We start from the raw sequence: 13,296 nt of genomic DNA on the forward strand, positions 1-13,296 counted from the left end.
TGTCATGGCCATCGCCCATGATGGGCTGCGCGCGCGCGGCCTGGGCGAGGAGGTCTATCTCGCCCCCCTCGATGAAATCGTCGAAAGCGGCCTGACCCAGGCTGAGCGGGCGCTGCATTTGTACAACACGCTCTGGGCCGGCGATGCGGGGCGGATGCTGGCCCATGCCGAGGCCTGAGGCCCCGGCTCTGCCCGCCACCACAAGCAAAGGCTAGCAACCTTCGGCCGGCCGCCGCGTTGGGGCGGCGATGTCGGTCACCACCATCCTTGCCCCCGCCCGGCCGATCGGCCTGGCCGCGCCGCTCAGCGCGGCCTGCGCCTCGCTGATGGGCGGGGCCATGGTGCTGGCCATGCTGGGCCACGCCATGCTCGATACAAGCGACCCCGGCTGGATGCTGGCCGGCCCGCTGGGCTGGGACCCGACGCAATATCAACTGGCCTGGCGGTTCTTTGCCCAGGCGCCCTGGCAATGGCCGCCCGGGCTGAACCCTGATGGCGGGCTGGAACTGGCCGGCGGCATTTTCCATGCCGATGCCATCCCGCTGCTCGCTTTGCCAATGAAACTTCTGGCGCCGGGCATGGCGCAATATTGGGGGCCATGGCTGCTGGCCTGCGGCGTATTGCAAGGGTTTTTCGGCTGGGTGCTGATGGGCCACGCCACCAGCCACCCCATCGCCCGGGTGCTGGGAGCGGGGATTTTGCTGCTGCAACCCATGCTGCTCTCGCGCATGGGCGGCCATCTCGCCCTGGGCGGGCAATTCACCCTGCTGGCAGCGCTGGCTTTGGCGCTGCGGGCCGAAGCCATACCGCGCCGCCAGGGGTTGTTCTGGGCGGTGTTATTGCCCGCCACCGCGCTGATCCATGCCTATCTGCTGGCCATGGTGGCGGCGATCTGGGCGGCGGATTGGCTGCGCCGGGCGGTGGCATGCTGGCGCCCTACCCTTCTCGTCGAGGCCCTGGCCCTGCCCGCAGCCTGCGCCTTCGCACTTTGGCTATCGGGGTTTTTCAGCATCCTCGGCGGGCTGGGGGCGCCGGGCTATGGCCATATGATGCTCGACCTCGCCGGGCCATTTGACCGTGGCGATTGGGGCCGCTTCCTGCCCGACCTGCCCAGCGAGCCGCATCCGGAATCGGGCGATGTTTATCTCGGCCTGGGGGGGCTGGGCCTGCTGTTGCTGGGCGCGGCTTGTGCCGGCGGGCCGAGGCCGCTGCGGCGCCATTGGCCGCTGCTGGCGGCAGTGCTGGCCATGCTGGGCTTTGCGGTCAGCCACAACGCCACCCTGCTCGGCCAAACCGTCACGCTCTTCGAGCCGCCCGCCTGGCTGGAGGCCGCTTCCTCCACCTTGCGCGCCTCCGAGCGTTTCGCCTGGCCGGCGCTGTATCTGGCCCTGGTGCTGGCCATGATCGCGCTGTGGCGGCGGCTCTCCGGCGCCCAGGCCGCCTTGGCACTCGGCCTGCTGCTGGCATTGCAGGTGATGGATTTGCGCCCCGGCCTCGCTCGGCTCCACGGCGTGATGGCCGAGGCCCAGGCCATGCCCGCCCAGGGCTTCGCCCCCTTCTGGGCCGAGGCCAGCAGCCACTACCGGCGCATCCGCGCGGTGCCAGCAGCCAATCTCGGCACGGATTGGAAGCCCATTGCCAGCATCGCCGCACAACACCGCATGGCGACCGACGCCGTCTATCTGGCACGCATGGACCCGGTGGCGCTGGAGCGCCTGCAGCAGGCGATGGCGAGACGGCTGGCCGAGGGCCGCCACGAACCCGGCACGCTCTATGTGCTGCGCGACGCCCCCAGCCTGGCGCTGGCACGGGCTGCAATGGACCCGGCGCGGGACATGCTCGCGGTGATCGATGGCATGCAGGTGCTGGCGCCGGGCTGGTGGGTGGGGCGGGCTACCCCAGCAGCCGCCGCGCGTGGTCCAGCGCCCCCAGCAGCAGATTATCCGCCGCCTCCGCCGTCTTGAACGCCGAATGCCCGGTCAGGGTGGTATTGGGCAACAGCGTCAAAGGATGGCCCGCCGGCAGCGGCTCGATATCAAACACATCCAGCCCCGCATGGCCGATATGGCCAGAGCGCAGGGCCGCGATCATCGCCGCCTCATCCACCACCGCGCCGCGCGCGGTGTTGACCAGAATGGCGCCGGGCCGCATCCGGGCAATGCGCTCGGCCGAGAGAAACCCGCGCGTCTGCTCCGTCAGCAGCAAATGCAGGCTGAGCACATGGCTCTCGGCCAAAAGCGTATCGAGATCGACGAATTCCACCCCCTGCGCCGCGCGTGGGGTGCGGTTCCAGGCCAGCACCCGCATGCCGCCACCGCCGGCGATGCGCGCCACCTCGCGGCCAATGCCGCCAAAACCCAGCAGCCCCAGGGTGCGGCCGGTGAGTTGCAGCCCCTCGAAACGCGGAAAACCACCGGCACGAATGCCGCCATCCATCCGCGCCGTCTTGCGCGCCGCATCCCACATCAGGGCAATGGTGTGCTCGGCCACCGCGGTATCGCCATAGCCGGTGATGATGTGCACGCTCACGCCGATGGCGGCCAGCGCATCGGGGTCCATGTAGCTGCGCGCCCCGGTGCCGAGAAAAATGATGTGCCGCAGCCGCGGATGGGCGGCCACCGCCTCGGTCGGCAGATTGGTGCCATCGACGATCACCGCATCGACATCGGCCAGCGCCGTGGCCAGCGCGGCCGGGGCCATGAGAATCTCCACCTCCGGGTCGCCCGGCCGGCGCAGGCGGGGAATGCCGCTCGCGATATCCGCATCCGCATCGATCACCCTGAAACGCATCGCCCGCTCCCTGTCATGGCCGGCGCATTAGAGCATGTTCCCAGGCTTTGGCATCACCGCGGCGGGAATAATCGCCCCGGCCCTGCCGGCCTGACGTCAATCACCCTTGCCCAAGCCCACCCCGGCATGGCCTGATACCCTCCAGGACGGCGAAACGCCGCCATGGAGAGGAAACAACATGAGTATCACCCGCCGCGCGGCACTCGCCGTGCCATTGCTGGCCGCACCGGCCTTTGCCCAGGCCCGCTGGGTGCCCGAGCGGGCGATGCGCATGATCATCCCCTGGGCGCCGGGTGGCAGTTCGGATGTGCAACTTCGCAACCTGGCCGACCTTGCCTCCCGCGCGCTCGGCCAAACGGTGGTGGCGGAGAATCGCGGGGGTGCCGGCGGCACGCTGCATGCGGTGCATCTGGCGCGCGAGGCCCGGCCGGATGGCTATACCATCGGCCAGATGCATCTCTCGGTGATCCGCCGCCCCTTCCTGGTGCGCACGCCGCAATGGGATACGACGAAGGATTTCACCCATATCATCGGCCTCACCGGCTGGCTCTTTGGCGTGGCGGTGAAGGCGGATGCGCCATGGCGGAATTTCCGCGAATTCCTCGATGACGCGAAGCGCCGGCCGGGGCGGATTTCCTTTGCCACATCGGGTGTTGCCACCTCCAACCACCTCGCCATGGAGCAGATCATCGGCCGCGAGGGAATCGAGATGCTCCATATCCCCTTCCGCGGCGCGCCCGAGGGGGTGACGGCGGTGATCGGCGGCCAGGTCAGCGCCATTGCCGATAGCTCCGCCTGGGCACCGCAGGTGGAGGCCGGCGCCATGCGCCTGCTTTGCGTCTGGAGCGCCGAACGCGCCCGCCGCTTCCCCGATGTGCCCACGCTCAAGGAGTTGGGCTTCGACATGGTGTTGACCAGCAATTATGGCCTTTCCGGCCCGCCTGGGATGGATCCCGGCGTGGTGCGGGTGCTGCATGATGTCTATCGCGAGGGGTTGATGAGCGAGCCCAATACCCGCGTGCGCGACCAATACGACATGCCGCTGGTCTATCTCGACAGCGCGCAATACACCGATTTCGTCCGCCAGCGGGCGGAGATCGAGCGCGAGATCATCACCCGCCTCAATATCCGGATGGAGTAGGCCCGATGCGCATTTCCCGCCGCTCCTTGCCATTGCTGGCCACGCCCGCCTTTGCCCAGGCGCGCTTTCCCAATCGGCCGATCCGCTTTCTCATCCCCTGGCCGCCCGGCGGCAGCCTCGATGCGCTGCATCGGCGGATGTTCGAGGTGTTCCAGCAAGATACCGGCCAGCCGGTGCTGATCGAGAATATGCCCGGCGCGCGCGGCACGCGTGGGGCCACCTTCCTGGTGCAGCAGGGGCGGCCGGATGGCTATACCCTGGCGCATCACCACCTCTCCATCATCCGCCACCCCTTCCTGACCCGGCAGCCGACCTGGGATCCGGTGGCGGATTTCACCTATATCATGCAGATCACCGGCTTCGTCTTCGGCACCGTGGTGCGCAGCGATAGCCCCTATCGGACATGGGCGGATCTGATGGCCGCCGCCCGGCAGAAACCGGGCGAGCTGACCTATTCCACCTCTGGCATTGCCACCTCCAACCACATCGCGATGGAATTGCTGCTGGAGCGCGAGCGGGCGAACATGACCCATATCCCCTTCCGCGGCAGCCAGGAGGGGGTGACCGCGCTGCTGGGGCGGCAGATCACCGCGATCAGCGATTCGTCGAGTTGGCGCGAGCAGGTGTTGGCCGGCCAGTTCCGCCTGCTCAGCGTCTGGACGCCCACCCGCCTGCCAAGCTTTCCAGACGCGCCCACGCTGCGCGAGTTGGGCTATGGCATGAGCGTGACCAGCCCCTATGGCATCACCGGGCCGCGGGGGATGGAGCCGGAGGTGGTGGATTTCCTGCACCGCGCCTTTCGCAAGGCGCTGCTTGATGAGGGCAGCCAGCGAATCATGGCGCAATGGGAGATGCCCAATGAGTATCTCGGCCCCCAGGCCTATGCCGAATTCGCCCGCGAAAGGGCGGTTTTCGAGCGCGAGACGGTGGCCCGGCTGGGATTGAGCATCGACTGAGACAGCCCAGCGCCGCTTGCAGCCCTGGGCCATGCGCTTGGCATTCCGTATTGGCGCCTGAGGCCCTATTGTGGCGGGATGAACAAGCCGCGCGTCGCCCTTTTTGTCACCTGCCTGGTGGATACCTGGCGCCCCAGCGTGGGCTTCGCCGCCATCAAGCTGCTGGAAGATGCAGGCTGCACCGTGGAGGTGCCGATGGCGCAAACCTGCTGCGGCCAGCCCGCCTATAACAGCGGTGACCGTGCCAATGCCCAGGCGATCGCCCGCCAGGTGATCGGCGCCTTTCGCGGCTTCGACTATGTCGTCGCCCCCAGCGGCAGTTGTGCCGCCATGATCAGCCACCACTACCCCGCCCTCTTCGAGGAGACCGACCCCACAGCCCTGGGCGAGGCCCGGGAATTGGCCGGGCGCACCCATGAACTCACCGCCTTTTTGCATGATGTGCTGGGGGTGAAGTCCATTGCCGGCCAGCTGAGCGCCACCGTGGCCTATCACGATAGTTGCTCGGGCCTGCGCGAATTGGGCGTGCGCGCCCAGCCCCGCGCCCTGCTCTCGGGCATCACCGGCCTTAGCGTGCAGGAACTGGCCGAACCTGATCTCTGCTGCGGCTTCGGCGGCACCTTCTGCGTGAAATACCCCGAGATCAGCACCCGCATGGTGAGCGACAAGGTGGCCGACATCACCGCCACCGGCGCCACCACCCTGCTCGCCGGCGATATGGGCTGCCTGATGAACATGGCCGGGCGCCTCTCGCGCGAGGGCAGCGCGATCAATGTGCGCCATGTGGCCGAGGTGCTGGCGGGCATGACCAGCGCCACGCCGGCAATCGGCAAGAAAATGTGATGGCTCCGGCCGAGGGTTTTTCCCCGCCCGGGCTCCTCCACAGCCTGCTGCAGGACGGCTTTGCCCGGTTGCGCCCGGCTGAGATGGCGGCTTGCCTTGCCCTGCCCCTCCAAACCTTGGCCGATTTCGCCGCCAGTTGGGATGGGCTGGAGATTGACAGCTTCATGGCCGATGGCGGGCGCTACCGCCGCCGGAGGCATGCCAATTTCACCGCCCTGCGCGGCCAGGCGCCGCGCCGTGGCCTGCATCGGCCGCATTTCCAGGCCAGCGTGCATAATACCCTCAATGGCGGGCTGGATCGGTGGTTCGCCCCCATCCTCGATGCCACCTTGGCCAATCCCACTGCGACAGCGCTGCTGGCCCTGGGCGGGCGAGCGGCCGATGCGCTGCACCCCGGCAAAAGCTGGTTCATTGAAATGCACCAATTCCGCATCGAGGCCACCGCCGGCGCGCCGGGCTACCCCACGCCCGAGGGCACGCATCATGATGGTGTTGATCTCGTGCTCATCGCCATGATCGACCGCGCCAACCTCACCGGCGGCGAAACCCTGGTGACGGATAATGATGGCGCTGAATTGGCGCGCTTTACCCTAGATGGGCTGCTTGATACCGCCATTCTCGACGATGCAAGGGTGATGCATGGCGTCACCGCCATCGCCCCCACCACTGCCGCCCAGCCCAGCCGGCGCGATGTGCTGGTGGCGACCTGGAAGGCTGTTTGAAAATCAGTACCGAATGAGGCGCCGGAACAGCACCATAGGCAGCACAATCCCTGCCGCGAGTGACGCCCCCAGGATGGGAAGCGCATAAGACTGCGCCGCGGACGAGGCGAATTTCTCCATCATGATCACGCCCACCACACCACAGCCGAAAATACCCAGGCCGAGAAACCGGCCGCCCAGCGTGACTTCACGGCGTGGCTCGGGGGCAGGAAATTCCATAGTACGACCTCATTCATTGCGAAGCCGATACTATAAGGGCAGAGCGCACTTATGCAACGCCGCGCAGCGCCACCACCATGCCATTATCGGTTTGCAGATAGAGGCTGGCATTGGCCACCGCGGGCTGCAGCTGCGAGCCGGCGGGAAGGCGCTGCCGCGATGAGATCGAGCCATCGGTGGCATTAACCTCGAACAGCATGGCATGGCTGCCCGCCACCAGGAGCCGCCCGCCCGCCAGCACCGGCGGCCCCCAGCTGATCGGATCGCGCGAGCGGGGAACATCGACAAAGCGCGGCAGCGGGCAAATCCAGCGCACCCGGCCATCATCGCGGCTCAGCGCCATCAACTGATTGTCGCGCGTCAGCATGAAGAGCCAGTCACCGCTCGACCATGGCGTCTGGCTGCCGCCGACCTCACGCTCCCAGACCCGCCGGCCGGAGCGGAGATCCACAGCCGTTGCCAAGCCACCCAGCCCCACGGCGAAGACCCGGCCGCGATCAATGACCACCATCGCGGTGATCGCGCCGATATCGGCAATCGAGGCACCCACGGCACGGTTGCCAGCCAAGCTCTCATTCCAGATCGTCCGGCCATCGGCCAGGCGCAGCGCGGTCAATTCGCCCGAGGCCATGCCCGCGACCACAGTATCGCCGTCCACCGCCACTGAGGCGAGGCCGAGGGGCAGCGCCTGCACCGGCTGGCCACGGAAGGTCCAGATCACGCGGCCATCCTCGATGGACAGCGCCACCAGGCTATTCTCGGTGGTGGGCACCAGCAGGCGCCCGCCCGCCACCGTCAGCCCGCCACGCGCCGGCGATGGCAGGGGGGCGCGCCATTTGATCGCGCCATTGGCAGGGTCGATCGCCATGGCCTCGGCGAGGCCGGTCACCGCATAGAGCACGCCATCGGCGAAGGCGATGGCCCCGCCCAGCGCGCCATCACGGTCGCTGCGGGGGCGGGTATCGGTCTGCCAACGTCGGTCGCCGCGCGCCACATCCAGCGCACTGACCCAGCCAAAGGCATCCATGGCATAGACCGAATCGGTGGTGATGATGGGGTTGGCCGTCATCCGGTAGCGATAGGAATTGCCGCTGCCGATGTTGGTGCGCCAGGCCTCGCTGAGCGGCTGCGGCAGCGCCGGATGGCCCGGTGCATGCAAAAGATTGCCCCCGGGCTGCAGCCAATCGGCGTTGAGTTGCGGTGCTGGCAGGGTCAGGCTGCGGCTGGCAGCATCAGCATCCACATCCACCGGCTTTGCGGCATTGACATTGGCCACCGCCACGCGCTCGCCCGCCAGGGGCTGCTTGGCGGTGCCGAGCACACGCTCGACCAGGTCGGTCATGGTGTCGCAGCCGGCCAGCAAGGTTGCGGCGCCGGCGAGGAGGGCAGTTCGGCGGGTTGCCATGCGATTATCCATCAATCCCGGAGAGAAGACGCTGGGCGCGGTCACGCACCCCCTGCGGGACGCCATCGTCGCGCGCGAGTTCGGTGAGGCCACGCCGGGCCTCTGCGGTATTGCCGGCGGAAAGCGCCGCCAGGGCCACGAGTTCGCGCGCCGAGGCGCGCCAGGGCCCTGCGGCGGCGAGCGGCGCGAGGCGGGCCTGCACCTCGGCGGCGCGCGTCGCGCCCTCGGCCAGCACATGCAGGCCCCACAGCAGCGTGGCCAGTTCACGATAGAGCGGGTCGGCGCTGGCATCGGCCGAGACGCGCTCCCACATCGCCAGTGCCGCCGCGCCATCCCCGGCCTCTGCCGTGAGGGCGGCGGCGCGAAGCTGGCTCAGGATGCGGTAGCCAGTGGGCGCGCCAGCGCCGAGTGCGGCCATGCGCGCGGCCACGGCGGAGCTGTCAGCCCCCTCGGCCGCGGCATCGCGCGTGGCGGCGAGAAAGGCCTCGGCCACGGCCACGGCATTGCGATTCTCATACCATTGCCAGCCCTGCCAGCCGCCCACCGCCGCCAGCACAAACATGGCCAGCGCCGCGAATAACCCGCCAAAGCGCCGCGCCAGCAGCGCCGCCCGCTCCTGGCGGATCTCCTCATCGACCTCATCAACCAAATCGGGCACTGGTGGCACATCCTGCAAAAGCTGAGGCGGTATAGCCCCGCATCGACCAAGCGTTAAGGCCTGCCGGGCAATACTGCGGGATGCGCATCATTCGCCTTCCCCTTCTGCTGCTATTGTTGGGCGGCTGTGATGGCCCGGGCCTCTTCGCGCTCGGCGCCGTCAATGTGGCATCACTCACCCTGACGGGCCGCGCGGCGGGTGACATTGTGGTGAGCGGCATCTCGGGGCGGGATTGCTCAATTGCCCGGCTCGACCTCGGCCAGCGCTATTGCGGGCCCGATACCACGGCCGAGCCGCCGCCGCCCGCCTACTGCACCCGCAGCCTTGGCATGGTGGATTGCTGGACCACCCCGCCTTTGGCCACGCCCGCCCTGCGCGGCCTGGCCGATGCGCCGGCGCCAGTGGGCGGCGATATGCGGCGATGGCCCTATTTGTGGTAGCGCCCTACCCGAGGGCGGCTTAGAGCCGCTTTGAAGCCTGTTTCATTCGCCTCGGCTCATTGCGCGGGCTATAAATATTTGTTTTTCAAGAATTTTTATCCGCTCAAACAATTCTGTTTGAACAGATGATGCGCTAGATCGCCACGCGCACCCCCAGCTCCACCACCCTATCGGAGGGGATGCGGAAAAACTCGGTGGCGGGCACCGAATTGCGGCTCAGCAGCCGGAACAGCCATTGCTGCCATGGCCACATCTTGGGCACCGCCGCCTGCACAATGGTCTCACGGCCGAGGAAGTAGCTGGCCTGCATGGTCTCGAAGCGGATGAGCCCTTCGGCGTTGAGCAGCTCCAGCTCGCGCGGAATATTGGGGCTCTCCTGGAAGCCATAATGCAGCAGCACGCGGTGGATATTGGGTGCCAGCTCCGTCACATCGCGTCTGCGCGCGTCACTGACCACCGGCACATCCTCGTTCAGCACCGTCACGAACAGCACCCGCTCATGCAGCACCTTATTGTGTTTGAGGTTGTGCAGCAGGGCGCCGGGCAGGAAATCCTTCTCGCCGGTCATGAAAATAGCAATGCCGGGCACACGGATGGTGCGCGATTGCGGCAGGCGGGCGATGAAGGAGGAGAGTGGCAAGCTATCCTGCCTAAAGCGGGCAAAGAGCAATTGCCTACCCTGATACCAGGTGACCATCAGCCCCGCGGTCAGAACTCCCAGCAGCAGCGGCACATAGCCACCTTCAGGGATTTTCAGCGCGGTGGCGACGAAGAACATGACGTCCATCATCACCAAGGGCGCGAAGACGAAAATCACCGCCGCCATCGACCAGCCAAAATTCCGCCGCAGCACCAGCACCGCCAGGATGGAGGAGGCAATGAAGGTGCCCGTCACCGCAAAGCCATAGGCTGCCGCCAGACTGTCGGAATTCTTGAATTCCAGCACCAGCACAACCACGCCAACAAAAAGCGCGAAATTGACCTGCGGCAGATAGATCTGCCCCTCCTCAGTGGCCGAGGTATGGGTGACGACGAGGCGCGGCAAAAGCCCCAGCTGCACGCATTGCCGGGCAATGGAGTAGCAGCCCGAAATCAGCGCCTGCGAGGCGGTGACGGTGGCCGCACAGGCCAAAATCACCAGCGGCACCCGGAACCATTCCGGCGCCATCAGATAGAATGGGTTCTCAATCGCCGCCGGATCGGAGAGCAGCAAAGCGCCCTGGCCAAAATAATTCAGCGCCAGCGCCGGCAGCACAAACACCATCCACATCACCCGGATGGGACGGCGGCCGAAATGGCCCATATCAGCATACAGCGCCTCGGCCCCCGTCACCGCCAGCACCACAGCGCCCATCGCGAAGAAGGCCTCCAGATGGTAAAAGGCAAAGAATTGCAGCGCATAGGTGGGGGAGAGCGCCCAAAGCACCTCGAGGTGCTGCACCACCTGCACAGCCCCTAGCAGGCCAATCACCAGGAACCACACGGCGCAGACGGGGCCAAAGAAATAGCCAATGGAATGGGTGCCGCGAAACTGCACGGCGAAAAGCGCGATCAACAGCGCGAGCGAGATCGGCACCACGGCATGTTCGAAGACCGGGTTCACCACCTTCAACCCCTCGACCGCCGAGAGCACCGAGATGGCCGGCGTGATCACGCCATCGCCGAAGAACATCGCCGCACCGACAATGCCGATCAGCACCACCGCCCAACGGCCCCGCCGGGTGGTGCTGCTGCGCATGGCCAGCGCCATCAGCGCCAAAATACCGCCCTCGCCCCGGTTATCGGCGCGCATGATGACCATCACGTATTTCACCGTGACGGTGAGCATCAGCGACCAGAAGACCAGGCTCAGCACGCCCAGGATCTCCCACCGCTCAATGCCCCCCGCCTCGAAATGCAGCAGCGAGGCGCGCAGCGCATAGAGCGGCGAGGTGCCGATATCGCCATAGACCACCCCCAGCACGCCCAACATGCTGGCCGCCGTCAGCCGGCCTGTAGGGTCATGCCTGGCGGGCGGTGCTGCCTCAGGCGTGCTGGCGGGAGCGACGGGCGGGGGGGCTGATTGGGTCATCCTGCGGCGCAGCATAGCGTGGCGCGGGCCCGGCTTGCAGTGGGCGGGGGATAATTATCGCGGCGCAGCCCTTGGCGGGGAGCCTGCCCTGGCACAGCCGGGCGGTGGCGACAAAGCTGCGCGGCCCATCCTCTGCCCCCCCGGCGAGGCGCAGCGCCGCCCCCAGCCTCGCGCGCTCGGCCGCGGGCAGGCCGACCAGAAAGGCGCCCACAAAGCCCTGCCCGCTCAGCCCGGGCCCCACCAATCGGCCCATGCTGCGCGCATAGAATTGCGCATCATGGGCGACATAACCGCCCTCGCTCTGCCCCTTGGGTTCACCCCTCGCGGCGGTAGCGGAAATCGCAATGGCTCGCCCCGCCCATAATGGTCTGGGTGCGGGTGAGCTTCAGCTTCGGGTCATAGCCCACGCAAAAGGCAGCATCGCGGTTGCAGGAGAGCACGGCGCCCAATGTGCCCAGCCCCATCTCGCGATAGGATTCGGCATAGCGGCAGCGCTTGACGTTGAAATCGAAGCGATCCGCCGTCTTCTCCAGCACCTCTATCTGCAGCGCGTCATCCTTTGTCCAACGCGGCAGAATTTCGGCGAAATGCTCGATGCCGGGGTTGGGTGTTTCGGCGGCAGCGGCGGCGCCGGCCTGCTCGGCCAGCTTGTTGATGGCGCGGGCCAGCAGGGCGGTGGCGCGCTCTTCGCCCAGCTCGGCGGCGAGTTCGACAAAAATTCCCTTGGCAAAGGCGGCCTCGATCCGCCTTTGCACCAGAATGCCGATGCCCTGTTCAGTGGCCACGGAGAATCTGGCTCAGGAACAATTGCAGCCGCTCGGTCTGCGGGTTTTCAAACAAGGTGGTGGGCTCGCCGGTCTCGACGATCTCGCCACGGTCCATGAACACCACCCGGTCAGCCACCTGGCGGGCAAAGCCCATTTCATGGGTGACGCAGATCATGGTCATGCCGGTTTCGGCCAGCATCACCATGGTGTCCAGCACCTCCTTGATCATCTCGGGGTCGAGGGCGGAGGTCGGCTCATCGAAGAGCATGATCTTGGGCTTCATGCACAGCGCGCGGGCGATGGCCACGCGCTGCTGCTGGCCGCCCGAGAGCTGGCCTGGGTATTTCAAAGCCTGCTCCGGAATGCGCACCCGCTCCAGATACTCCATCGCCAGCGCCTCGGCCTCCTTCTTGGGCATCTTGCGAACCCAGATCGGCGCCAGGGTGCAGTTCTCCAGGATGGTAAGGTGCGGAAACAGGTTAAAACTCTGGAACACCATGCCCACCTCGCGGCGGATGGCGTCGAGGCTTTTCAAATCATCGGAAAGTTCAATGCCATCGACCACGATCTTGCCCTGCTGGTGCTCCTCCAGCCGGTTGATGCAGCGGATCATGGTGGATTTGCCCGAGCCCGAGGGGCCGCAGACCACCACACGCTCGCCCAGTGCTATATCGAGGTTGATGTCGCGCAGCACATGCAGCGCGCCAAACCACTTATTCACGCCGGCCAACGAAATGGCGGGGGGCGCATTGGTCTGCACCGAGGAATGCAGTGTTTCGGCGGCGCTCATCGGCGATCTCCGGGATATGGGGTGGAACGGGGCCGGCTCATCGCCGGCGCCCATGGTTGAGTTCGCTCTCCAGCTTCGCGCTGTATTGGCTCATGGCGAAGCAGAAGACGAAATAGATGAGGCCGATGGTCACATAGACCTCGACCGCGAAGCCCTGCCACATCGGCTCTATGATGGCGGTTTTGCCCGCCGTCAGCAGGTCAAAAATGCCAATGATGAGGACGAGGCTGGTATCCTTGAAGAAACCGATAAAGGTATTGACCAGCGGCGGAATCACCAGGCGCAGCGCCTGGGGCAGGATGATGAGGCCGGTCTTTTGCCAATAGCTGAGCCCCAGCGCCTCCGCCGCCTCATATTGGCCCTTGCTGAGCGCCTGCAGGCCACCGCGCACCACCTCGGCCAGATAGGCGCCGGCGAAGAGGATGATGGCGATCTGCGCCCGCAGCAGCTTGTCGATATTCATCCCCTCGGGGAGGAAGAGCGGGAACATGACG

At 66.5% G+C, this 13,296-nt stretch carries 15 protein-coding genes and 1 pseudogene; 7 read left to right on the forward strand and 9 right to left on the reverse strand.

From position 1 onward, the window contains the following. A pseudogene (locus tag ABWP84_RS08460) lies at positions 1-178 on the forward strand (glutamate--cysteine ligase); the annotation flags it as partial. Positions 179-248: 70 nt separating this feature from the next. Further along, positions 249-1,964 carry a DUF6311 domain-containing protein gene (locus ABWP84_RS08465; RefSeq protein WP_353211582.1) on the forward strand — a complete coding sequence of 572 codons (1,716 nt, stop codon included), beginning with the start codon at positions 249-251 and terminating at the stop codon, positions 1,962-1,964. Here the strand turns inward: ABWP84_RS08465 and ABWP84_RS08470 are convergent. Then, positions 1,894-2,790, reverse strand: coding sequence for an NAD(P)-dependent oxidoreductase (locus ABWP84_RS08470; RefSeq protein ID WP_353211583.1), 897 nt, complete (start codon positions 2,788-2,790; stop codon positions 1,894-1,896). The two genes, ABWP84_RS08465 and ABWP84_RS08470, sit on opposite strands and share 71 nt — an antisense overlap. A 178-nt stretch (positions 2,791-2,968) precedes the next feature. Here ABWP84_RS08470 and ABWP84_RS08475 point away from each other — a divergent pair, with 178 nt between their 5' ends. From ABWP84_RS08475 to ABWP84_RS08490, 4 genes are all read left to right on the forward strand, one after another. Further along, positions 2,969-3,931 carry a tripartite tricarboxylate transporter substrate binding protein gene (locus ABWP84_RS08475; RefSeq protein WP_353211584.1) on the forward strand — a complete coding sequence of 321 codons (963 nt, stop codon included), beginning with the start codon at positions 2,969-2,971 and terminating at the stop codon, positions 3,929-3,931. Between the two features lie 5 nt (positions 3,932-3,936). Next, positions 3,937-4,887 (forward strand): tripartite tricarboxylate transporter substrate binding protein, encoded by a 951-nt coding sequence (locus ABWP84_RS08480; protein ID WP_353211585.1) that lies wholly within the window; start codon positions 3,937-3,939, stop codon positions 4,885-4,887. A gap of 78 nt (positions 4,888-4,965) precedes the next feature. Continuing rightward, a complete protein-coding gene (locus tag ABWP84_RS08485; protein ID WP_353211586.1) occupies positions 4,966-5,730 on the forward strand; it encodes a (Fe-S)-binding protein in 765 nt (254 codons plus the stop codon). Next, on the forward strand, positions 5,730-6,452 hold the full coding sequence (locus ABWP84_RS08490) for a 2OG-Fe dioxygenase family protein (RefSeq protein ID WP_353211587.1): 723 nt from the start codon (positions 5,730-5,732) through the stop codon (positions 6,450-6,452). The genes ABWP84_RS08485 and ABWP84_RS08490 overlap by 1 nt, the downstream gene beginning before the upstream one ends. 3 nt (positions 6,453-6,455) lie before the next feature. On the opposite strand, the gene ABWP84_RS08495 is transcribed toward ABWP84_RS08490, so the two are convergent. From ABWP84_RS08495 to ABWP84_RS08505, 3 genes are read right to left on the reverse strand one after another with little or no spacing between them, the layout of a single operon-like run. Then, positions 6,456-6,671, reverse strand: a complete 216-nt coding sequence (locus tag ABWP84_RS08495) for a hypothetical protein (RefSeq protein ID WP_353211588.1) — start codon at positions 6,669-6,671, stop codon at positions 6,456-6,458. A 49-nt stretch (positions 6,672-6,720) separates the two neighbouring features. Next, a complete protein-coding gene (locus ABWP84_RS08500; protein ID WP_353211589.1) occupies positions 6,721-8,076 on the reverse strand; it encodes a PQQ-binding-like beta-propeller repeat protein in 1,356 nt (451 codons plus the stop codon). A gap of 4 nt (positions 8,077-8,080) precedes the next feature. Beyond that, positions 8,081-8,734 carry a tetratricopeptide repeat protein gene (locus tag ABWP84_RS08505; protein WP_353211590.1) on the reverse strand — a complete coding sequence of 218 codons (654 nt, stop codon included), beginning with the start codon at positions 8,732-8,734 and terminating at the stop codon, positions 8,081-8,083. 80 nt (positions 8,735-8,814) lie between these two features. On the opposite strand from ABWP84_RS08505, the gene ABWP84_RS08510 reads away from it, so the two are divergent. Continuing rightward, a complete protein-coding gene (locus ABWP84_RS08510) occupies positions 8,815-9,174 on the forward strand; it encodes a hypothetical protein (protein WP_353211591.1) in 360 nt (119 codons plus the stop codon). Positions 9,175-9,307: 133 nt separating this feature from the next. Here the strand turns inward: ABWP84_RS08510 and ABWP84_RS08515 are convergent, their stop codons facing one another. From ABWP84_RS08515 to ABWP84_RS08535, 5 genes are all read right to left on the reverse strand, one after another. Next, positions 9,308-11,245, reverse strand: coding sequence for a potassium transporter Kup (locus tag ABWP84_RS08515; RefSeq protein ID WP_353211592.1), 1,938 nt, complete (start codon positions 11,243-11,245; stop codon positions 9,308-9,310). Further along, positions 11,199-11,498: a hypothetical protein gene (locus ABWP84_RS08520; protein ID WP_353211593.1), complete on the reverse strand. Its 300-nt coding sequence runs from the start codon at positions 11,496-11,498 to the stop codon at positions 11,199-11,201. Before ABWP84_RS08520 ends, ABWP84_RS08515 begins: the two co-directional genes overlap by 47 nt. A 61-nt stretch (positions 11,499-11,559) precedes the next feature. Beyond that, positions 11,560-12,030: an L-2-amino-thiazoline-4-carboxylic acid hydrolase gene (locus ABWP84_RS08525; RefSeq protein WP_353211594.1), complete on the reverse strand. Its 471-nt coding sequence runs from the start codon at positions 12,028-12,030 to the stop codon at positions 11,560-11,562. Further along, positions 12,020-12,802 (reverse strand): amino acid ABC transporter ATP-binding protein, encoded by a 783-nt coding sequence (locus ABWP84_RS08530; protein ID WP_353211595.1) that lies wholly within the window; start codon positions 12,800-12,802, stop codon positions 12,020-12,022. The genes ABWP84_RS08525 and ABWP84_RS08530 overlap by 11 nt, the downstream gene beginning before the upstream one ends. A 37-nt stretch (positions 12,803-12,839) precedes the next feature. Beyond that, a partial coding sequence (locus tag ABWP84_RS08535; RefSeq protein ID WP_353211596.1) for an amino acid ABC transporter permease occupies positions 12,840-13,296 on the reverse strand: 457 nt, incomplete at its 5' end.

Origin of the sequence: Rhodovarius sp. (assembly GCF_040399605.1) — a bacterium.
In the GTDB taxonomy this organism is placed as follows: Bacteria; Pseudomonadota; Alphaproteobacteria; order Acetobacterales; family Acetobacteraceae; genus Rhodovarius; species Rhodovarius crocodyli_A.